General features: G+C 38.9%; 19 protein-coding genes. 8 read left to right on the top strand and 11 right to left on the bottom strand.

All coding sequences use genetic code 11. The features are described from left to right. Window positions 1–32 precede the first annotated feature (32 nt). From I6F49_RS12160 to I6F49_RS12140, 5 genes are all read right to left on the bottom strand, one after another. Complete coding sequence (locus I6F49_RS12160; RefSeq protein ID WP_231615092.1) at window positions 33–1,328, bottom strand: KAP family P-loop NTPase fold protein; 1,296 nt, start codon at window positions 1,326–1,328, stop codon at window positions 33–35. 225 nt (window positions 1,329–1,553) lie between these two features. Further along, window positions 1,554–1,946: an ACT domain-containing protein gene (locus tag I6F49_RS12155; protein ID WP_197119027.1), complete on the bottom strand. Its 393-nt coding sequence runs from the start codon at window positions 1,944–1,946 to the stop codon at window positions 1,554–1,556. A 371-nt stretch (window positions 1,947–2,317) separates the two neighbouring features. Next, a complete protein-coding gene (locus I6F49_RS12150; RefSeq protein ID WP_231611834.1) occupies window positions 2,318–2,875 on the bottom strand; it encodes a sugar O-acetyltransferase in 558 nt (185 codons plus the stop codon). A 98-nt stretch (window positions 2,876–2,973) separates the two neighbouring features. Further along, the gene (locus tag I6F49_RS12145) at window positions 2,974–3,534 is read right to left on the bottom strand and encodes a DUF6942 family protein (protein WP_197180724.1); all 561 of its coding nucleotides are present in this window, start codon (window positions 3,532–3,534) and stop codon (window positions 2,974–2,976) included. A gap of 1 nt (window position 3,535) precedes the next feature. Further along, window positions 3,536–3,991: a YaiI/YqxD family protein gene (locus tag I6F49_RS12140; protein ID WP_165727905.1), complete on the bottom strand. Its 456-nt coding sequence runs from the start codon at window positions 3,989–3,991 to the stop codon at window positions 3,536–3,538. A gap of 97 nt (window positions 3,992–4,088) precedes the next feature. Between I6F49_RS12140 and I6F49_RS12135 the strand changes: the two genes are divergently transcribed. Beyond that, window positions 4,089–4,619, top strand: coding sequence for a lipocalin family protein (locus I6F49_RS12135; RefSeq protein ID WP_197180722.1), 531 nt, complete (start codon window positions 4,089–4,091; stop codon window positions 4,617–4,619). 222 nt (window positions 4,620–4,841) lie between these two features. Here I6F49_RS12135 and I6F49_RS12130 read toward each other — a convergent pair whose 3' ends face one another. The 3 genes from I6F49_RS12130 to I6F49_RS12120 are packed head-to-tail and all read right to left on the bottom strand — an operon-like array spanning window position 4,842 to window position 7,113. After that, window positions 4,842–5,177, bottom strand: a complete 336-nt coding sequence (locus tag I6F49_RS12130) for a DUF3325 domain-containing protein (RefSeq protein ID WP_197180720.1) — start codon at window positions 5,175–5,177, stop codon at window positions 4,842–4,844. Next, the gene (locus tag I6F49_RS12125; protein WP_197180718.1) at window positions 5,174–6,775 is read right to left on the bottom strand and encodes a PepSY-associated TM helix domain-containing protein; all 1,602 of its coding nucleotides are present in this window, start codon (window positions 6,773–6,775) and stop codon (window positions 5,174–5,176) included. Before I6F49_RS12125 ends, I6F49_RS12130 begins: the two co-directional genes overlap by 4 nt. Next, window positions 6,772–7,113, bottom strand: coding sequence for a hypothetical protein (locus I6F49_RS12120; RefSeq protein WP_197180716.1), 342 nt, complete (start codon window positions 7,111–7,113; stop codon window positions 6,772–6,774). Before I6F49_RS12120 ends, I6F49_RS12125 begins: the two co-directional genes overlap by 4 nt. 222 nt (window positions 7,114–7,335) lie before the next feature. On the opposite strand from I6F49_RS12120, the gene I6F49_RS12115 reads away from it, so the two are divergent. The 3 genes from I6F49_RS12115 to I6F49_RS12105 all read left to right on the top strand — a co-directional run bounded on the left by I6F49_RS12115 (window position 7,336) and on the right by I6F49_RS12105 (window position 11,090). Next, a complete protein-coding gene (locus tag I6F49_RS12115; RefSeq protein ID WP_197180714.1) occupies window positions 7,336–7,686 on the top strand; it encodes a VOC family protein in 351 nt (116 codons plus the stop codon). A 156-nt stretch (window positions 7,687–7,842) separates the two neighbouring features. Beyond that, window positions 7,843–8,430 (top strand): uracil-DNA glycosylase family protein, encoded by a 588-nt coding sequence (locus tag I6F49_RS12110; RefSeq protein ID WP_197180712.1) that lies wholly within the window; start codon window positions 7,843–7,845, stop codon window positions 8,428–8,430. 260 nt (window positions 8,431–8,690) lie between these two features. Further along, window positions 8,691–11,090: a TonB-dependent receptor gene (locus I6F49_RS12105; protein ID WP_197180710.1), complete on the top strand. Its 2,400-nt coding sequence runs from the start codon at window positions 8,691–8,693 to the stop codon at window positions 11,088–11,090. Here I6F49_RS12105 and I6F49_RS12100 read toward each other — a convergent pair. Further along, entirely contained in the window at window positions 11,074–12,003 is a 930-nt protein-coding gene (locus I6F49_RS12100; protein ID WP_197180708.1) for a LysR family transcriptional regulator, read from the bottom strand. The two genes, I6F49_RS12105 and I6F49_RS12100, sit on opposite strands and share 17 nt — an antisense overlap. A gap of 90 nt (window positions 12,004–12,093) precedes the next feature. Here I6F49_RS12100 and I6F49_RS12095 point away from each other — a divergent pair, with 90 nt between their 5' ends. The 3 genes from I6F49_RS12095 (at window position 12,094) to I6F49_RS12085 (ending at window position 15,902) form a co-directional block, all read left to right on the top strand. Next, on the top strand, window positions 12,094–12,900 hold the full coding sequence (locus I6F49_RS12095; RefSeq protein WP_197180706.1) for a class II aldolase/adducin family protein: 807 nt from the start codon (window positions 12,094–12,096) through the stop codon (window positions 12,898–12,900). Between the two features lie 130 nt (window positions 12,901–13,030). Continuing rightward, on the top strand, window positions 13,031–15,022 hold the full coding sequence (locus I6F49_RS12090; protein ID WP_197180704.1) for an AMP-binding protein: 1,992 nt from the start codon (window positions 13,031–13,033) through the stop codon (window positions 15,020–15,022). A 1-nt stretch (window position 15,023) separates the two neighbouring features. Further along, the gene (locus I6F49_RS12085; RefSeq protein ID WP_197180702.1) at window positions 15,024–15,902 is read left to right on the top strand and encodes a bile acid:sodium symporter family protein; all 879 of its coding nucleotides are present in this window, start codon (window positions 15,024–15,026) and stop codon (window positions 15,900–15,902) included. Window positions 15,903–16,456: 554 nt separating this feature from the next. Here I6F49_RS12085 and I6F49_RS12080 read toward each other — a convergent pair. Then, window positions 16,457–18,157 carry a cell surface protein gene (locus tag I6F49_RS12080; protein WP_197180700.1) on the bottom strand — a complete coding sequence of 567 codons (1,701 nt, stop codon included), beginning with the start codon at window positions 18,155–18,157 and terminating at the stop codon, window positions 16,457–16,459. 83 nt (window positions 18,158–18,240) lie between these two features. Continuing rightward, window positions 18,241–19,707, bottom strand: a complete 1,467-nt coding sequence (dgt, locus tag I6F49_RS12075; RefSeq protein ID WP_197180699.1) for a dGTPase — start codon at window positions 19,705–19,707, stop codon at window positions 18,241–18,243. Window positions 19,708–19,892: 185 nt separating this feature from the next. Between dgt and I6F49_RS12070 the strand changes: the two genes are divergently transcribed. Continuing rightward, complete coding sequence (locus I6F49_RS12070) at window positions 19,893–21,113, top strand: alkaline phosphatase family protein (RefSeq protein ID WP_197180697.1); 1,221 nt, start codon at window positions 19,893–19,895, stop codon at window positions 21,111–21,113. Window positions 21,114–21,189 lie beyond the last annotated feature (76 nt).

The following is a 21,189-nucleotide window of genomic DNA, read 5'->3' as shown; positions in this document are numbered from 1 at the left end:
CATTACTCAGATTTATGCTAGTGATCTTTTTATTATTCTATATGACCAGATAGCTCAATTATTTTTTGATAATCATCCCACATCCAATAATTACAATTTCCATTGCTTTCAAAAGATATCATTTCTGAAATTATATTCGCTATATCTTTTCCTGCATCTGACTGCGCATTCGAAAAACTCTTCGACTGTACTCGAAGCATACTTCTCTGCTCGGGAAATATTGTATGCCCACTTTCTAAAAAACATTTTATTCCGCGAGTAATACTCACACAGTCAAACATAGATTTTATGAATGAACTCAAAGGAGCACCTACAACAGCTGAGTTAGTAATCTCTATAGTAAAACGAATATTACTTGTATTATTTCTATCTACTTGTTTATCTAAGTGCTGCTCTATTAGACCTACCATGAGTACAACTGTGTTTATCAAAGTATCAGAAGCTGTTAATTGCTTTGCAGCATAATCTAAGGCTGCAAAAAAGCGATTTATGATTTGTTCAACTTCCCTTAACTCAATTTTATTAATTTTAAATAAGTTAGCAAAAAAATTTATATTACTTAACTGATTAACAACATAAGGATAAAGTAATACATTTTTTTTATTATACTTATCAAAATCCAAATTTCTAGAAAGTAAATAATCTACCAAAGATACTGTTGGCAAGCTGACTTTTCGGTCGAAAAACCGCCGTAGATAGAGCTGAGCGTCAAAATCAATCCCATATATTGACTTAACCGAGTGCTCAAGTACTTCTGTATTTGTAGCAACTAAAAAAGTACATCCCTTAGTCTCAAAAAAGTGCTTAATAACCTCTAAAACTTCGATCGCATAATTTGGTCGGCACCTGTCCAGTTCATCGATCAAAATAACTATTGGTATGTTCAAAGCATAAATGATTTCAATTAGTTCAGATAAATAGGTTAAATATTCTTTTATATCTTTAACTGCTTGAATAGATTCTATATGGTTTTTTTGAATCGTTTCAGTGTACTTCTGCGATTGTGTCGAGGCATTAAAATTAGGAGTCACTTCAATTGCTTTGGATGCAGCTTTGGTCGCTGCAATTGAAATAGGATCGCCTGAGAACAAAACAGCAGACTCAGCGTATTTTAAACAAACTCCTAAACGACTCTTTAAATCATTAAATTTTTCTTTAGCGTTTTTCTTGTCTTTAACTTTTCCGTTCGGAGCCTTTTCTTTAAAAACATACTCAATTTGCTCTAATAATTCGCTGCAAATAACAGCAAGGGGATTATTTGAAAAGTCACTTTCCCAAACATCAATATATACAACGGGATGGTTACGTTGAGCAAGCTCTACATACAAGCGTCTAATAAACTCTGTTTTACCAGAGAAATACCATTTAGGTTAATTACGCGACTCTCTGATATAAGAAACTGAGCAATAAATTGTCCAAATTCTTTTCTATTCGCTTTACATGTATCCCAATTATAAGTGTCTTTCCATTCGATGTACTTGCTCGCGTGGCTTGCTATATCCATATATTATTTCGTCTCTTTTTCTAAATATATTTATTGTTGATGTACACCCTTAACCAATCTCTCCAAGTGCTTTCATAGCAGCTTGTGCTTTATCTGTTTGTACGAAAATGTGGTCGTGATAAAACGCAGCTACCACATTAGCACTAATACCATGCTCAGTGAGCTTTGCAGATACCGCAGCGGTTAAACCGACTGCCTCAAGGCTCGAATGCACGTTAAGAGTAATTAAATTATATTTACTCTCAAAGGTAATACCTGCTTTGTCGGCGGTTTCAGCTTTTAATATAAGAGTTAGCCCTTCTTCTTCTACATAAGTAGCAAGTGGCTCTAAATGAATATAATCAGCGAGCTTTCCTGCCAAGCAACAAAAAATATACTCGCCTTGCTTAAGCTCTGGCTGCATTGATTTTAATAATTGGTTTAACTCTAAAATTCCGGCCATGGTCGCTCCTATTAACCTAATTCAATTCAAATAAGTAAGTCTATTTTCAAACTGTTTTTTAATTTAATTACTATCTCGTTTAACTATTATTTTTTCGACAATATCCCAAACACCGATCAAATTTTAAGGCTCTATTGGCGATTGGTTTAAGCTTATACCATTCCAATAAATAGCTGATCTATTTTACTTGCTAAAACAACCCATTTCTTTGTTGTCAATTTCGCAAAGGGAACAACCATTTACATCAATTTACGCCTAGAACTGAATTATTTTTTCGGCGTAAAATTTAGATCACATACTTAATGGAATTGGTATTAAATACTATAAAAGGAGTAAGTTTAAAGAGTCGCTTAGTTTTTGTATCGAGCAAATTAACTTTCAATCATTTTTATTATTTTTGCAGGATTCCCACCTATAACAACGTTATCGCCAAACGATTTTGTAACAACAGCACCCGACGCAACAACTACATTGTTACCTAAAGTAACGCCTGGATTTATGACTGCATGACCACCAATCCAACAATCATTTCCTATTGTTATTGTTTTTGCATATTCGAGTCCACTTCTTCTATCAATTGGGTTTATAGGGTGTGTAGCGGTATAAATTCCAACCTGTGGCGCAATAAAGCAATTGTTACCAATATTAACTTCCGCAGCGTCTAAAATAACGCAGCCAAAATTAGCATAAAAATTTTCACCTACATGAATATTTGAACCATAATCACAATTAAATGATGACTCTACATGAACTTGTTTTCCTGTTGAGCCAAATAACGCATGTATAATTTGAGCTCTTTCATCCAAATTAATGACGCTTGTTTGGTTTAGCGCTTCCGTTTTTAAGCTAGCTTTTAATCGTAATTCAATAAGCTCAGGGTCACTTGGGTCATAATACTGACCAGATAGCATTTTTTCTTTTTCTGTCATAATTTAAAATCCAAATAATATATTTTTTATAAGTGGCAGATTCAGCTTTTAAGCTAAGCACCACTACCTTTGTTCAGTACGTTTGCATTTAGTTACTTTTAACTATTTTTTAGTTTTGCAACTAGCTCGCTAAGCCTAGCTATTTTTATATTACTTAATTGCCTGTAATCAAAATACGGGCATACAATAATGTTGTTGGTTGTATCTATTGCAAATTCGTCGTCGAGCCACTCAAATTGTGCATTAAGCTTACCTTGTTGGAGTAAGCTTTTAGCGTGCGTACGACCTGCGATTATATGCAGTTGGTTTTTATTATTCGAAGCTTTATCTGTACAAGTAACAGTAATATTAGGCGCGCTAAATAGCAGGGCGGTTTTACTACTTTTTTGCAGTAAAAACTCATCGCGATATTGCTGCCAAGTAGGCGCTTGTTTAGCAAATGAGTAATACTCACTTGGTAGAGCAAACAATACTTTGGCGTACACGTTAAATACTTTGCGCCAACCATTACCGCAGTGCTGGTTTATGGTATTTATTTGCTCATTTATAACCGGTTCAAGGCATTGAAGTGTTTCAAAAAACGGCATTGGCGGCGCTTTTGCTACATACACTGCCACGCTAAATTGCGTATCGCCTAAGCCAACTAATTGGGTATTCAAGTTAGTTAGCCTTGTTTTGCGCTAAAATACGATCGAGATTATTAGCAAAATTTTGACGGTCGGTTTGGCTAAGCGGAGGCGGCCCACCACTCATTTCTACGCCACTTGAGCGCATGGTATCCATAAAGTCGCGCACGTTAAGTATTGAGCGAATATTCTCCGTGGTATAAAGCTCGCCACGTGGATTAAGCGCTTGCCCACCGTTATCAATTACTTCACTCGCCAGCGGTATATCGCCAGTAATAACTAAATCGCCTTTTTCAATACGTTTCACTATTTCATCATCGGCTACATCAAAGCCTGACGATACTTGAACGCGGCTTATGTATTTTGACGGCGGAATACGCATTGCGTGATTAGCCACTAAAATAGTGTCGATTTTCATACGCTCTGCCGCTCTAAAAAGTATTTCTTTTATAACGACAGGACACGCGTCTGCATCTACCCAAATTTTCATGCTATGGTCATTTTTATTGCTTTAGAATTAATATGATCCTATAGCAAATTTTATTCTTGTGAAATAGTATAAATTACATAATTGAAAAGGAGCTTACATGAAGGCTATAAAATACGGTTTACTTATTACTGGGCTATTTTTTCTTAGTGCTTGTACCAGCCCTCCTGAGGGAATAACACCCGTTAAAAACTTTGATATACAAAAGTATAAAGGCAAATGGTTTGAAATAGCGCGGCTCAATCACTCATTTGAAGAAGGTATGGAGCAAGTTACCGCTACGTATTCTATTAACGACGACGGCACAGTTAAGGTCCTTAACAAAGGATATTTAACGGATGATAAAAAGTGGGATGAAGCTGAGGGCTTAGCTAAGTTTGTTGAAAACACCGATACAGGGCATTTTAAAGTGTCATTTTTTGGTCCATTTTATGGCGCTTACGTGATTTTTGAACTTGACCAAGGCGATTACCAATATGCATTTATAACCAGTTACAACAAAGATTACTTGTGGTTTCTATCACGTACACCAACGGTTAGCAAAGAGCTTAAAGAGCACTTTTTAACTAAAGCGAAAGAGTTGGGCTTTGCTACTGATGAAATAATTTGGGTAAATCAAGAGAGTATGTAAAGGGGGTTTACAGTTAGCTGTATGCGCTTTTAAAGTGGTAATAAAAACGTCATCTAACTGTAAAGTAAATTAAATATATAAACGCTATATTGCTAGCACTTACAGTGAGACAGTAAGTATTAGGAACACTGAATATCCCCCTATTGTTGGCAAGCTATATAGCTTGCCATTTTTTTGCCTAATTTATGGGAAAATAACGGATCACGTTTTTACTAACTAAGGCTAGTTTAATGCTAAAAACAACCCACTTAGTACAACTAACACGCTATTTAAAACACTAAACCACTTTACGTAGCCTACTAAAAAATTATAAAAAACCATTATAATCAGTACACTTAGTGACATAAACCCACAAAAAAGTAACGCGCCATAACCACTTTGAGTTGCTACGCAAAGCACTAAGCTTAGTAAAATACTGATCCAAGCAATAAATAACAGGCTTTTACTTTGTGATTCTGTAGGGCGTTTTTTAAATACATCTTTAAAATGATTAAACTTAGCCAGTGCAAAACCATTAAAACCAAACAAACACAGACTAAAACCAAGTAAATCAATCATGATTTTTTCCTTTTAAGATTATTAGATTGGCTAGGGCTAATTATTTTTGAGGTGTTTTTAGCAGTACGTAATTTTTCGGTTTGTATAAAAAACAATATACTAAACAATAAAAACAGTGCATCAAAAGTAAATAAAGCCCACTGTTTGTGCATCAAATAGCTAACTATATTACCGTTGGTTGTAAGGGCATTAATAACCGGTACGCTTAAGCACGCAACAGTATTTATAGCAGCCATAACTCGCCATTGCAGTGTATCGCGCTTTAAAAGGGCAATAACAGCCACTGCTAACCATGTTAAAAAGAACGCGAGTATTTCTTTATCGGCGCGCTCTGCAGTTGTTGGGCTAAGTAGTCTGTTAGCAATAAAAAATGCACACGTTGCCAGAGGTAATCCCATAATCGTGGCTAGGTTTAACCCTTCAACTAGCTTTAAACCAAACGAAGGTTTAACGTTATTTTTAGTTCGCTCGCGAATTCGTTTAGCCCACATTATGCAACCAGAGCCAATCATTACACAGCCTGCAATACCGCCTAATACGTATAACCAGCGCAATAACCACGTAGCTAATCGGCCTGTATGCATTGAATTTAGTGACTCGTAAAGCGCTTTGCTATTAGTTAGTTCGTCATCAGTTTTAGCGACCATTTGCCCTGTAGCACCACTAAATATTAAGCGTGGTGCTTGGTCACGTAGTGTTTTACCTGCGCTTACTAATACGGTAATTGTTGAAGCTGCCATATTGGGTTGATTGACTTGTACACGGGTAATATCTGCATGAGGCCACTTAGTATAAACCTGATCTAAAATACTTTGAATCGGCACCATTGACGATTCGCCTTTGGCTTTATCGGTCATAGTATTGCGAGGGGTTACATCGTTAAAAAAGCCACGCATGCCGTTATCGTAAGCTGTTTGCGCAGGATAGGGAAACAACATAAATATGAGTGTAATCATGCCCGTGTAAGTAATCATTAAATGAAAAGGAAGGGCAAGCACAGAGCTTAAATTATGGGCATCTAACCACGTACGGCTACCTTTGTTACGTCTAAAGCTAAACATATCTTTAAAAATACGTTTATGAATAACCACGCCCGATATAATGGCAATCAGCATAAAAAAGCTAGCAAAGCATACAATCCAGCGTGCTGTTATTACATCCATATAATGTAGGTCATAGTGCAGCCGATAAAAAAAGTTACCGCCTTTAGTATCTACAAAGGGCTCAAGCTCTTGCATGGTATTAGGGTTTAGCTGTGTGTTTTCAAACTGGCTGCGGCGCTGGCCAGGTTCTTTTGGTTTTGCATAGCCATAAACTAGGTAAGGAATACGCGGCTCGGGCAACGTAATACGCCAGCTTGGTGAGTTAGCTCCATGGTTTGCTAGGTAATCAAATCCGGTAATTATTTGTTGTTTTTGTGCTTCTATACGCTGTGTTTGGGCTTGCACATTATGTATGGCAGGTTGATTCCATAACGTTATTTCGTCTCTAAAAAAGCTAAGTGTTCCGGCAAAAAATATTAAATATAATAACCAACAAACAAGTAATCCAACCCAAGTGTGTAACCAAGTCATTGATCTGAAAAAGCTGTCTTTCATACCCAATCCTTTAGCAACGCAAGCAACCCGGCGAACGTACCTGTACTTAGTAAAATACTGATCCACACTGTTTTTAATGATTTAACACTAAAGGCATAAATAAATACGACGGCATAAATTAAAATACTGATTGAAACACTAAACAGTACTGCGTCTTGCTTAGCTATTGGCATTAAAAAGCACAATAAAGCAGTACTTGCAGACGTAAAGGCATAGCCACCAATGATGGCAATAAAAAACCGTAAAAATACCAACACTCGATAACTGCTTACGCTTTTTACTATAAGCGCAATAACGTTAATTTTATCGAATGGCGCACTGTGCAAAGGTGCCTGCATAGTTAATTAATCCTTTATTTAAAGCTGAGGACAAAACAAAGGCGCTATTATATATGCTACAAATACAAAAGATAGCTATTCTCATTTGCAATGTTGATATTCAAGTAAATTATTTTACCTTACTTAGTAAAATACTGATCTGTTATTGTTTAATGATATTGCACAGACCGTATGTAAAGCTTAAGGTTAATAAACTGAGTAAAAATAAAGAGTGAAATAACGATGGGCGATCACGAAAAACTAAATTACGTTGAGTTTCCAGCACGTGACTTACCTGCTACTAAAGCTTTTTTTAGTCATGTATTTAATTGGCAGTTTACTGACTACGGCCCAGAATACACGGCGTTTAGCGGCCAAGGGCTCGATGGTGGGTTTTTTAACGCACCGCTTAAATCGCTTACTCAAAACGGGGCTGCGCTCTTGGTTTTTTATAGTAATGATATTCACGATACCTACAAAAAAATAGAACTGCATGGCGGCACAATATTAAAGCCCATTTTTGAATTTCCGGGTGGTTGTCGGTTTCATTTTGCTGAGCCAAGCGGGAACGAGTTTGCTGTATGGGCAGACTAGCATTAGGTTTTATGAGGGCTGTAGCTCGATTTAGCTTAAAGATCACGATTTTACTAACTAACGCTCGTTTTAGATAAAATAAACCGATTTTTTACCAACTCATTTATCCTAAATGGCCATTTAGGATAAATATTAAGCATTTAAGGCCAAATAAACATGAATAGTCACCAATTAATGGATCAAGTTAGTAAATGCGTGATCTGTGAACCTCATTTACCTTTGGGTGCTCGCCCAGTAATACAATTTAGCCCAAACGCACGTATTTTAATTGCGGGCCAAGCACCTGGTATAAAAGTTCACGAAACCGGAGTGCCATTTAACGATGCAAGCGGCAACCGGCTACGAGAATGGCTTGGGCTAACACGTGATGAGTTTTATAACGCCAATAATATAGCCATTTTGCCAATGGGCTTTTGCTATCCGGGTAGGGGTAAGTCGGGTGATTTACCACCTAGAAAAGAATGTGCACCGGCATGGCGTGAGCAATTATTAGCTGCACTACCAAATATTGAGCTGACAATAGTGCTTGGTAAATACGCGCAGGCGTATCACTTACCTGACACTAAAAAGTTGCCACTTACTGAGTTGGTAAAATCGTGGCGTGAGTATTGGCCAAACTATTTAGTGCTCCCACATCCAAGCCCTCGTAATAATATTTGGCTTAAAAAGAACCCATGGTTTGAGCAAACAGTACTCCCCGAGCTTAGTGAGCGCGTAGCTACAATATTAAATAAAGAGCTGTAGTAAAATTAGTTATAAAAGGCTGGCGCTTGTAAAGGGGCTTTACAGAATTGCTTTAAGTAAATAAAACATTATTAGTGGTTTTAAACTCTATAAATTTTACTTTAATTATTTTTTTGATTACCTGCTAAACGAGAGCAACTATAAATATTACTAATAGTGCTGAATAAATAAACATCACTGTTATTTATTTTAAGACTCGTCAGTATGAAATAGACGCAAAATTATCCAATAAAAATAACCTCTATAATGGAGTTGCAGCTATGACAACTGAACACACACAGTCACACACAATTTTAAAACACTCTTTTTTAAAACACTCTTTTTTAAAGCACAAAGCACTTACTTTATTTACGCTCAGTGCATTAAGCGTGGGCATGGCACAAGCCGCCGAGAATAAAGTAAATAAAAGCGAGCTAGAAACCATCACCGTTACATCTCAAAAGCGGGTGCAATCACTGCAAGACATTCCTACTTCTATTCAAGCACTTTCTGGCGATTACCTCGATAAAAATAGCGTTGACGATTTACTCGACCTAAGCGAAAGCCTACCCAACGTACATATAACCGAAACCTCAAGCAGTAAGCGTATTTTTGTGCGCGGTATTGGCTCAGGCACTAATTCGGGTTTTGAACAATCGGTTGCTATGTACAAAGATGGCGTTTATTTAGGGCGCGGACACCAGGCTAAATTTCCATTTTTAGATATGCAGCGCCTGGAGCTTGTTAAAGGCCCGCAGTCGGTTATGTTTGGTAAAAATGCCACTGCAGGCGCATTTAGTATGATTTCAAATTCGCCAACCGATGTGTTTGAGGGCAATGTGTCGGCAGAGTTTGGATCAGATAACGAAAAGCGTTTTACCGGCGTTATAAATATTCCTATAAATGATGATTTAGCCATACGCATTGCCGCATTTGATCACTCGGTTGATGGCTTTTTATATAACCAAGCGCGCCAAAGCGATGAGCAATCTAACGATTCATCGGGGGCGCGTTTGTCTGTAGATTGGCAAATAAACGATGATATAAACGCATTGTTTAAGTGGGAACACGGTGAGTTTGAATCGCATGGCTCGCGCTATCAATATATTATTGATACACCCAACCGCGATTTACAAATAGCAAGCGATCCTACAAACCCAGGGAATGTGGGGTATCGCTCATTTTTACTTAGTGACGATACGGGCCTTGATTACACAAGTTCGGTATCGGGAGATGGCCACCCAGGTGGTCTTAATGAACAAAGTAAAACCACGCTTGATAATGCCTCATTACAGTTAACCTATAATCATGGCGAATACGAATTTACCTCAGTTACCACTTATAGCGAGTATGATTGGGACTCAACTTTTGATGCCGACTTTTCAGAAATCCCGCTTATAAAACAAGACTACTTAGAAAACTATAATCAGTTTACTCAAGAGTTTAGGGTCAGTTCGCCAACAGGACGCACGCTTGAATACGTTGCGGGTATTTTTTATATGAGCAGCGAGCTTGAGCACCCAAACGATATTTTATTTGGCGCATCGTTACTTATTCCAGAGTTGCCTGGCACATCACTGGGCGTAAATGCGTTGTTTGATCAAGACCAAGAAAGCTACTCAGCATTTACAGCCCTTACGTGGAATGTAAACGAGCAATGGCGCGCTAATTTTGGCCTGCGTTATCAAAAAGAAGAAAAAGAAGTGAGTAGTGTGCAAAGTGTATATAGCGTATTTGAGCCTAATACACCGCAAGCCGTACAGCAATTTGCTAATGTGGCCGCGCCCACTATTGCAGGGCAGCTTTCGGGAGCGGGTGTACATAACCTTGCTGCTAAGCGTGATGAGTCGCACTTATCACCTAATATTAGTGTGCAGTATTTAGGGTTTGACGACACCATGCTATTTGCAAGCGCAGGCATAGGTTACAAAGCCGGTGGCTTTGATGGCTCAGGACTAAATGCCTCACAAGGTAATACGGTTGATGAAAATTCGGGTTTTGAGTTTGATGATGAAAAAGCCACAAACTTTGAATTTGGCATAAAAGCCGAGCCAATTAAAAATGTATTAGAAGTAAACGCGACAGTGTTTTACACCCTGTACGACGATCTACAAGTATCTGAATTTAATGGTAATGCGTTTGTGGTTAAAAATGCTGCCGAAACTAAAGTAAAAGGGATTGAAGTAGACTCGCGCTGGGCAATAAATGAAAGCTGGCAGGTATCGGCAAATCTTGCGTTACTTGATTTTGAATACGAGCAATACGCCAGTGCTTCACCAACGGTTATGCAAGGTGAGTTACTTGGACAGGAATTTCAAGATTTAACAGGAAAAACCGGCGCATTTGCTCCCGATTATTCAGGCAATATAGCGATTGATTACAATACAGAGGTATTTTCAAACCTTACTCTAAGCAGTAATTTGGCGCTTAACTTTAGTGATGATTACTTTTTAGAACAAGATCTTGACCCAATAGCGCAGCAAAGCGCCTACGAAAAACTTAATTTACGCGTAGAGCTTGGTAGCAGTGAAGGGAATTGGTCGGTATCGTTATTAGCTAAAAACCTAACCGATAAACAAACGTTTTCGCAAGCGAACGACGTGCCTGTAATTAGCTACGCACATCGTTTTTTGTCTGAACGCGGGCGTAGCTATCACGCTCAATTTAATTACCGTTTTTAAGTTTTTCTTTTGGGATAAGCTGCTGCGCTAAAGCTAGTAGTTTATCTCGCATCCAACTGTTTACTAAGTCGTTTTGTGCTTGTTCGTGCCAATACATGTGTACAGGCATTAGCGGCACATCAAACGGCAAGCTGGTTACATGTACTGGCAATTGTTGTTTTAATACCTGCGCGTACGAGTTTGGCATGGTCATTATCATGTCGCTTTGGCTTATTACTTTAGTTGCCGCAAAATAATGCTCACACCTCAGTACTACGTTGCGCGCTAATGCATGTTTAGCAAGCGCCATATCAATTAAATCTACCTGTGCCCCCTTTAACGATACAACCGCATGCGACGCTTTTGCGTAATTCTCTATGGTTAAATCATTTAATATTGGGTGATCGCGTCTGCAAATAAGTGAAAAGTGTTCGTTACAAATAAAAGTGTTTTTTATGTGGTTGCTGGTTGGCGTAAGTACATCAATGACTATATCGAGATCTTGATTTTCGAGTGACTTTTCCATATCAACGTGAGAAACCTGACGGCTATTAATAGTGATATTAGGGGTATTAGTAAGTAAGTCATTCATGAGTGGTGGAAAAAATATCGACTCTAAAATATCTCTAAAGCCAAATTTAATTTCACGCTTAAAAGCGGCAATATCAAATAGCCTTTCGCTATTCATAGTGGCCTCTAACACCTGTACCGACTCAATAACTTGCAGTATTATTTTTTGGCAAAAAGGAGAGGGCACCATACGCCTGCCGTGGCGAATGAATAAAGGATCGTCAAACTTATCCCTAAGGCGAGAAAGTGCATGACTAACAGCAGGTTGTGTTAAATGTAGTTTGTCGGCCGCACTGGTAATATTGCCTTCTTGGTATACTGTTTTTAAAATTACAAACAGGTTTAAATCTATCTTTCCATGCATAGTATTTATGTTTAACCATTAATTAACATCACTTCTATTTATCATAAGCGAGACTAAACTAAAGTCAACAGAGTTTAATTTAGGATTATTATGAGCAGTACACTTGAGCAACAAGCCGCAAAAATGACCATAGGCAGCGATAAATTTAAACTTATTATGCCGCCTAAATTCGAGAACCTTGAACAACAACGCACTTACGAAAAACAGCGACTAGCCGCTGGATTTAGGGTTTTTGCTATGTATGGCTTTGATGAAGGCCTTGCCGGGCATATTACACTTCGTGATTGCATTGAGCCTGACACTTTTTGGGTAAATCCTGTTGGTATGCACTTTGCGCATATTAAAGCGTCTGACCTAATTAGGGTCGATCATAAAGGTAATATTATTGAAGGCAGTACGCCCATTAATAATGCCGCGTTTGCAATTCATTCGCGTATTCACATGGCGCATCCAAGTGTAAATGCAGTTGCCCATGCACATACTCGCTATGGCCGTGCATTTTCAGCATTAGGTGAGCTACTTAAACCTATTTCGCAAGATGCCTGCGTATTTTACGAAAACCATAGTGTGTTTGATGTATTTAGCGGTGTAGTAGCCGACAGCGAAGAGGGCGATATGATTGCAAAATCACTTGCTGATAACTGCGCTGTTATTTTACAAAACCATGGTTTGCTAACTGCGGGTTCGTCGGTTGATGCCGCAGTCGCCCATTTTGTATTGCTAGATAGCTGCTGCCAAAGCCAGTTATTAGCGCAAGCTGCAGGCGAGCCAAAACTAATTTCACATGACGTAGCGCTACATACAAAACAAGCCAATGGTTCAGAACTTGTAACATGGGGGAATTTTCAGCCTATGTATCAGGTGGTTGCCGCAAAAGACAACAGCTTTTTAGATTAATCCATAGGCAGTAAGCTATTTTTTGATAGACTAAATTTTACGCGGTTGTTGCCCACACAGCACAGTCGCGTTTATACAACTATGCACTCACATACAAACACACACATTATAAAAATACGTTGAGGGTTTTATGAATATAACAACAATTAAAAACCACGCCGATGTTGGCAATTTAAATCTTGCTGAAATATCCCCAGAGCAACTTCCTCGCTCCACTTATCATGCCATTTTACAATCATCAAAAAACTTTGGTGAAGCCACTGCAATTGAATATATTTTAGATGGCGATTGTATCAGCGAAGCGCAAATTCCATTTTCTAAAAAGCTTATTCATCGTATTTTAATGACCTTTAAAGGTAAGAGTTTTGCAAACCCGCATCGTAAAATGAGCTACAAAGAGCTTGCTAATAACGTAACGGGGCTTGCCAATGGTCTGTATTCGTTAGGTATTACTAAAAAAGATGTTACCTCACTTGTGCTACCTAACTTTCCTGAAACGTATGTATCGTTGTGGGCAGCCGAAGCTGCTGGTATTGCTAATCCAATCAATCCGTTATTAGATGAAAGCATAATGAAAGAAATTATGATCTCTGCTAATACCAAAGTAATTATTGCTCTAGGGCCTGTGCCAGGTAGCGATATTTGGCAAAAAGTAATGGCGATTAAAGAGCATATACCCGGTTTAAAAGCGGTCATTAGTTTATTTGGTGAGGACATTGCTTGCTCGCAAAATAATAAAGTACCGGTGTATGGTTTTAAAAAGTTATTAGCGGCGCAAAATACTCAAACGGCTAGTTTTATTTTGCCTGAGCAAAGCGACGTGTGTGCGTATTTTCATACAGGTGGTACAACTGGCTTACCAAAACTTGCCAAGCACTTACACTTAAACCAGCTCACAAACGCAGGCCAAGTTAATTTACTTTCGCCGGTAAATGCGGGTGATACCATGCTGGTTGGCTTGCCTATTTTTCATGTAAATGCGGCAGTGGCAACGGGCATCGCCTCGGTAATGAAAGGCTGTAAAATTTTACTAGCAAGCCCTTCAGGCTTTAGGGGTAAAAATATAATACAAAACTTGCTCACTATAATTAATAATTACGATGTAGCCGTAATGACGGCAGTACCTACGGTATACGCAGCCATGGTTGAGCAAATTACTTCGCAAAAAATTACTGTACCGCCTCTTAAAATGAAGTTTGCTATTTGTGGTGCAGCGCCGCTTTCATCAGACCTACAAGCGTTATTTACTAAACTCACTAATACACCACTCGTTGAAGGCTATGGCTCAACCGAGGGCAGCTCGGTAAGTACCTTAATGCCAGTAAATCCAATAAATACCGAGGCATCAGTAGGGCTACCAATACCTGGCATTACACTTAAAATTGCCGAAATAAACGAGCAAGGCAAACTTATAAAAGTATGCGACACGCTCGATGTTGGCGAAATAATTATTACCGGAAATAACGTATTTCCGGGCTACGTTGAAGACGTACATAATCAAGATGCATGGGTTGTTGACGAAAATGGCCAAAATTATTTTAGAACCGGTGATTTAGGAAAAATTGATGACAACGGCTATGTATCGTTATGCGGCAGGCAAAAAGAGCTGATTATTCGTGGCGGGCATAATATTGACCCTAAAATGATTGAAGACGCTGCAACAAGCCATAGTGATGTAACACTTGCAGCAGCAGTTCCTCGCCCTGACAGCTACGCAGGCGAAGTGCCGGTACTTTACGTGGCATTAAGACCACAAAGTGTACTCACTCTGGAAGAGCTTACCGAGTACGTTAGTGCTAACGTACCTGAACGTGCAGCAGTACCAAAAGCTATTTATATTATTGATGAAATACCGTTGACCGCTGTAGGTAAAATTTATAAGCCAGAGCTAGTTTGTCTTGAAATTAAACAAACGATAACAGAGATAATTAGCACAAATTTAAAAAATAAAACCGTGCAGGTAAACGTATTTGCTGATAAAAAGTTAGGCATCAAAGCGAATATTTTAGTAAATGAAGATGAGTTTAGTGCACTACAAGAGCAAATAAAAACGCTACTAACGCCTTATTCATTTAATTACGAAGTACTCGTTATAAAAACAAAAATAAACGAGGTTGCCTAATTTGAATGCATCAATTTTAACAGAGGTTGTACTTCCACTCGCCCTAGCACTTATTATGTTTGGCATGGGGCTTGGACTTACTGTAAATGACTTTACTCGGCTTTTTAAAAAGCCTCTTGCGATTGTAATGGGTTTGGTTGGCCAAATTATTGCCATGCCGCTGCTTGCTTTAGGCTTATGCTATTTACTTAATTTACCCACGCCAATAGCAATAGGATTAATGATATTAGCAGCGTGCCCAGGCGGCACTATGTCAAATGTAGTGAGTCAGCTCGCTAAAGCTAATTTAGCCCTTTCGGTAAGCCTTACCGCGGCTTCTACAGCTATTAGCATAATAACCACGCCGTTTATTATTGGCTTTGCTATAAACCAATTTGCACCAGCAGACGATGCTAGTTTTTCAATTTTAACCACTTCACTCGGGCTGTTTTTTATTACTTTAGTGCCAGTGGCTATTGGGATTTGGCTACGTCATTTTAAGAGTGATTTTGCCATTAAAACAGAGCCGTTTTTTAGGCGCTTTTCGTTGTTTTTTATGCTCATGATGATTGCCGCACTGGTAATAAAAGAGCGAGCTTTATTAATTAGCTCATTCGATGATGTATTTTGGGCATGCCTAGCGTTAAATATAGGTTCTATGGTAGTAGGGTGGTTTATCGCTAAGTTTTCTAGGTTTGATGTAACCGACTCGCTGACGCTTTCTATTGAGGTCGGGATTCAAAATGCATCGCTTGCCATATTAATTGCTATTAGCTTTTTAAATAAACCCGAATATGCAGTCACTGGCGGCGTGTATGGCCTTGCTATGTTTATAGGGCCACTGCTATTAATTGGCGGGTTAAAGCTTAAAAATAAGCGCACAACACATGCTGTTAACTAAGACCTGTTGACCAAGTTATTTTAATTCAAGGCTACGGATAACGTAGCTGTAAACTCCAGCCTAAAAATACCACCAGTTAAATGTATGCACTGCGCCCCCGCGTCAACAAGTTAAACCCTTATAAAAGACTTTCAAGCTTGAATATTACGGTAGGCGCCCAGCTTGCTCACGCGAGAAGCGAAGCTTTTAATATTTAAAGCTGATTGTTACCTACTTTTGGCTTCTCTAAAGCGCAGCGTCCTCTTAACCTCTTTGTGAATAAGTTACTTAAAATCTTATTGTACAAAGAGAAGTAAAAGAGGGGCAAATGAGAAGGCACCAAAACATATAAATTACGAGCTACGCCCACCGCATCAACAAGTTATACGCTTACAAAAGACTCGCAAGCTTGAATATTACGGTAGGCGCCCAGCTTGCTCGCGCGAGAAGCGAAGCTTCTAATTACTAAAGCGTATTTAAGGATGGCACAAGAGTGTAAGTAGTACGGGATGAAAAAGCAGTTAATTATTTAGTTACTAAAACAGCGCCTCACTTTGTAAGGCGCTACAGTAAATTTACTCTTTGGTTTGCATGTTTTTAGCGCGTTCTTCTGCATCTATCAATGCTTGCGATTTAGGGGCGCGTTTTTTCTCTTCTATTTTAGGCTTTTCAGCTGAGTCAGGATCCCAACTTGAATCTAGCGATAAGTTTGCAAATGGGTTGCTACTGTCTGCTTTTTTAGGCTCATTTTGTGGCTCATCAATTTGCTGTGCTGTTTGTGCTTGCTCAGGCTCCGCGTTTTCTTTTTTAGGCATTGGCTTTTCACCAGGTAATGGTGCATCTGGGTTAAATGTACGCACTTCTGGTTCTTTAAAGTCTTGCTCAGTTGTATACAAAGTCGATTGAGCGTCAGATATTTGCTCTGGCGTATGTAAATCTACAACCGGTTCACTCGCTGTTACTGGCTCAGGAGTGCTAATAACTGGCTCTACAGTGTTATGTTCAGCCTCTATTGACGCAGGCTCCGTTATTTGGGCAGCATGGTGTTTACGTTGTTTTTTTACTGGTTTTGCATCTGGGTCAAAGTCGCGTACCTCTGGCTCATTAAAGCTGCTGGCATTTTTAATACGCTCTAAGGTTGTTTTAGCGGCGGCTTCAAACTCGGCAGTGTTAGGCTCAGGTTTTTGTTTTACTTTGTTAAACGTAGCGGTACTTGCTTGCTCTAATATATCAGTTGGGTTAAGAGGTGTTGAGTCAAGCTGTGTAGGCTCCACTTCGCTTGTTTGCGCTTGAGCAGTTACGGTGTGTGGCTCATTTGTACTTGGTGTAGCTGTACTTTTAACATCAACATCAACATCAGTATCAACATTTTGCGCCATATCCGTAGGCTCTGACTCTTTGTTTACTGCTATGTTGCTCTCAACTATCTTATCTACTTGGGTTACTTTACTAATTTCAGCAGGCTCAGCATCAACCTCTTCTGTTGTTTTTACAGGTGCGGTTGTTTTAATTTCCGCTTTAGCTGGCGTAGGAGTTTTTTCTGATTTAACTTCAGGTTGAATCGCCATAACGGGTGCTGCCGTTGCTTTACTTTGTTTTGCGCGGCGCAGGCGCACTACAACCATAGCGCCAATAAGTACCACTATAACAAGTATTAAAGTGGGTAAAAGTAACGAGCTTGGGCTTTGTGCTACAGGCTGCGGTGCAGTAACGGGTGCTTGTTTAGTTACCACAGGTGCTGGTTTTACAGGCATAGGCTTTTCAGACGTAGGTTGAACGTTTTGCTCTGGCGTCGCCGGTTTTATTTGTTCTATTACATCTTCACTTTTTTGCTCTGTTATTACTTGCTCGGTTGTTACCTTTGTTGGCTCAGCATCTATTACTATTTTGTTGCTGTTGGTATTTAGCTGATCGTTTATTTGTTGTTTTTGATCATTAGTTAAATTAAGCGTTTGCTCGTTTATGCTATCTTTAACAGCTTCTTCAGTAGGTTCAATAACGGGGGCAGGTTCAACAACTTGAGGTTGCGGCTGAATAACAATAGTGGGTTCTTGCTCTATTATTTGTGGTTTAGGTTGGACTTGAATTTCTTTTGGCTTATTACAGTTGTTTTTATAATCACGCGCTGCTTTACGATACTTTTGACTCGCTTTATTATTACTATTTTGCTGCATTTCTTGTTTAATTAAAATGCACATAGCTTCGTTGTAGGCGGCGCTTTGCGTACTGTAAAATAAGGTAAAGCAAAGAGTAAATTGTATTAATTTTGATATCATAAAGTTATGTGCGCTTAAATATTAATAGTTTGATTTTAAGCGCAAAATTGAAAATTATCTAGGGTAAGTTAACTTAAGTTCCGCTAATCGATGACCATTAAGCTTCGATATTCATCGTAAGCAAATTGGTCAGTCATACCGCTTATATAATCTTGAATTAATCTACAACGATAATAAAACTCGTATGCAGCAAAGTGATCGGGCTCTTCTTGCATCGCATCTATTGCGTGTTGGTAACTATTTAAGTGCTTTTTAGAGAGCTTTTTAACAAGTCGCGACTCTATTAATAAACGTGAATCGCCATTGAGTGCACGCTTAAAGTCATCGCTGTTTAATTGCAGTAGCGGTTTGTAGCAATCGAGTAAGCCGTTGATTATTCGATAGCCTTGTAGCTCTAGTTTTTCGACTTCTTTATTTGAAAAAACATGCTCAAGCGCCACCTGTTTTAGCGTTTTGGTTACAGCGTGTAAGTGGCTTCTGTCTTCTAAAAGTGCGTGGTTAAAATCGCCATGATAAATAGGCTCTATATTTTCGATAAAGCGCTTAGCAGCATGATTAACCAATGGGTGTAAAAGTGCTACGCGTAGGTATATAAAAAATTCACTGTTAAAATTATATGGCTGTGCTTTGGCGCGATCGAGTGCGTAATCTACGGCTTTATCTACAAAGTTTAGATGTTCTGTATCGTCTATTGTTAGGTTTATTAATGCTTTTTTATAATGGCTTTTAAGAGCTTGGCATAATTGCTCGGTGCTTATTATATCTTTTTCAACGGCGTCTTCTATATCGGCTAAGCAGTACGAAATGTCGTCGGCTGCTTCCATTATATAACTCGCCGGGTGGCGGCAGTAAGGCTCTATAGTTAGCTCATTTTGGAGTGCATCAACAAAGGCTTTTTCGCTGTAGTAGTAACCTACTTTTTTCATTAAATAGTTTTTATTTTGCGGAATGTCTTTTACATCAAGTCCAGCAGGGCGAGTGTATTTTAAAATACCGGCACTTTGGCTATACGTTAAATTAAGCGTTTGCAAAGAATGAATTATACGTATGCCTTGGGCGTTGCCTTCAAAGTTACAAATATCAAGCGCAAGGTGTTTAAAAATAACGCCAATACCGGTATTTGGCTCTTTACAACGCTCGGGTGTAACGCTTGCTAGGTTGTTATTAAACCAGTGGTTTATTGCTGCTTCGCCAAAATGTCCAAACGGTGGGTTGCCTATGTCGTGCATTAGGCAGGCCATTTCTACTAGGCTTTCTAGCGGGCGTTCTAGGTCGGTTAAGCCGTAACTTTTTTGTTGTTGATAATTTAAGTTGGCAAAAATACGTTGCACTATAAATCGGCCAACTTGTTGTACTTCAAGCGAATGAGTTAAGCGCGAACGAACAGCTGCGTTGCGTTCAAGCGGAAACACTTGAGTTTTTTGCTGTAGGCGGCGAATAGCGGCACTATTTATTATTCGACCACGGTCGCTTTCTAGCGCCATTTGTAAGTTAGAGGTGGTGCGATACATACGTGCTGGCGTTATTTTTTTACTAAAATCTATGGTCATCTTTGCTTTTATCCTTGTTTACATTGATGACTGGCATAATTTTTAGCACATCGTCATTTGTTTTTGTAACCGGTTGTCATTCGTCTTTAATATACAGGGTTTAATCTATCAGTTTGTATCATAAAGTAACAACTTGCTTTAAAATAATTTTTTGAGTAATTGTTGTGCATTTATAGGTGTTTATAATGAAACAGTGGATTTTAAAGGCAGTATCAATTTGCCTAATGTTAGGAATGAACAGCGCATTTGCTGCAAAAGAGCAAACTGTGGTGCTTGTATCAATTGATGGCCTGCGTTGGGATTATATTGAAAAACACGGCGCGCCAAATTTAAAAGCAATGGCCGAGCGCGGTGTTCGCGCACAAAAGCTAATACCTGTTTATCCAACTAAAACGTTTCCTAATCATATTTCTATTATTACGGGCTTACTGCCGGTAAACCATGGCATTGTAGATAATAACTTTTGTGATAAAGCGCGTAAAAACGACTGTTACAGCATGGGCAAAGCATTGGGCGATAGCACATGGGTAAAGGGTATTCCGCTTTGGAATTTAGCAAAAATGCAGGGGCTTAAATCGGCTACTTATTTTTGGCCTGAGTCAGATGCATTATTTAACGGCATAACACCAGATTACTTTTATCACTATTCTAAATACAGCGATTACCAAAGCCGTGTTGATCAAATTATTCAGTGGTTAAGCTTACCAAAAGCACAGCGCCCACGTTTTATTGCGAGTTACTTTTCGCTAGTTGACAGCATGGGCCATGAATTTGGACCAGACGCACCGCAAACGCGTGATGCTGTTAAACAGCTTGATGAATTAATGGGGCAATTACAAGCTCGCTTAAGTAAATTAGAGCAAGAGGTAAACTTAGTTATTGTGTCGGATCACGGTATGACGAGTATAGATCCAGATAAAAGTATTGATACAACCACACTGCCTCAAGATGAAAACTTTTTAGTTAAAAATACTGGCCCACGTTTACTTATTTATACTCAGCCTGATGCTAAAAACGCTGATATTGAAGGTTACAAAGCACGTTTACGAGATGCGTCAAACGGTCGTTATACAGTATTAACTGACGAGCAATTAGCAGCGTATCATTACAATAAAGGTACGCGTGTAGGCGATATTGTGGTGCAAACTACAGCGCCAGCGGTATTTACTAATGGTAAAAAGCCAACCTATTTAGGCACTCATGGTTATGCATATACTGATGATATGGCAGCATCATTTATTGCTGTTGGCCCCGCGTTTAAACAAGGTGTAAGCCTTAAGGAAGTAAGTAACCTTGATATTTACCCAGTACTTGCAAAGGTGATGGGATTAAAATTATTAAACAAAGTAGATGGCGATGGTAAAACATTAATGCCAGCAATTAAGCAAAAAATGGTTGTGCATTAGCTTAATCTAAAAGAGCGCGTAAGCGCTCTGCAGGGAAGAACATGTTAAAACTTTAAAGTGAGCTATTTAGCTCACT

The sequence above is a fragment of the Pseudoalteromonas sp. SWN166 genome (assembly GCF_015864485.1).
GTDB lineage: Bacteria > Pseudomonadota > Gammaproteobacteria > Enterobacterales > Alteromonadaceae > Pseudoalteromonas.
Note: the sequence above shows the minus strand (reverse complement) of the source record. Positions and strands in the feature narration are given on the sequence as shown.

Coding starts and splice junctions, on each gene's coding strand:
- I6F49_RS12155 (WP_197119027.1), bottom strand. CDS start 1,946: ATGGCCGGAATTTTAGAGTTAAACCAATTATTAAAATCAATGCAGCCA.
- I6F49_RS12150 (WP_231611834.1), bottom strand. CDS start 2,875: ATGACAGAAAAAGAAAAAATGCTATCTGGTCAGTATTATGACCCAAGT.
- I6F49_RS12140 (WP_165727905.1), bottom strand. CDS start 3,991: ATGAAAATTTGGGTAGATGCAGACGCGTGTCCTGTCGTTATAAAAGAA.
- I6F49_RS12135 (WP_197180722.1), top strand. CDS start 4,089: ATGAAGGCTATAAAATACGGTTTACTTATTACTGGGCTATTTTTTCTT.
- I6F49_RS12130 (WP_197180720.1), bottom strand. CDS start 5,177: ATGATTGATTTACTTGGTTTTAGTCTGTGTTTGTTTGGTTTTAATGGT.
- I6F49_RS12125 (WP_197180718.1), bottom strand. CDS start 6,775: ATGAAAGACAGCTTTTTCAGATCAATGACTTGGTTACACACTTGGGTT.
- I6F49_RS12120 (WP_197180716.1), bottom strand. CDS start 7,113: ATGCAGGCACCTTTGCACAGTGCGCCATTCGATAAAATTAACGTTATT.
- I6F49_RS12115 (WP_197180714.1), top strand. CDS start 7,336: ATGGGCGATCACGAAAAACTAAATTACGTTGAGTTTCCAGCACGTGAC.
- I6F49_RS12110 (WP_197180712.1), top strand. CDS start 7,843: ATGAATAGTCACCAATTAATGGATCAAGTTAGTAAATGCGTGATCTGT.
- I6F49_RS12105 (WP_197180710.1), top strand. CDS start 8,691: ATGACAACTGAACACACACAGTCACACACAATTTTAAAACACTCTTTT.
- I6F49_RS12100 (WP_197180708.1), bottom strand. CDS start 12,003: ATGCATGGAAAGATAGATTTAAACCTGTTTGTAATTTTAAAAACAGTA.
- I6F49_RS12095 (WP_197180706.1), top strand. CDS start 12,094: ATGAGCAGTACACTTGAGCAACAAGCCGCAAAAATGACCATAGGCAGC.
- I6F49_RS12090 (WP_197180704.1), top strand. CDS start 13,031: ATGAATATAACAACAATTAAAAACCACGCCGATGTTGGCAATTTAAAT.
- I6F49_RS12080 (WP_197180700.1), bottom strand. CDS start 18,157: ATGATATCAAAATTAATACAATTTACTCTTTGCTTTACCTTATTTTAC.
- dgt (WP_197180699.1), bottom strand. CDS start 19,707: ATGACCATAGATTTTAGTAAAAAAATAACGCCAGCACGTATGTATCGC.
- I6F49_RS12070 (WP_197180697.1), top strand. CDS start 19,893: ATGAAACAGTGGATTTTAAAGGCAGTATCAATTTGCCTAATGTTAGGA.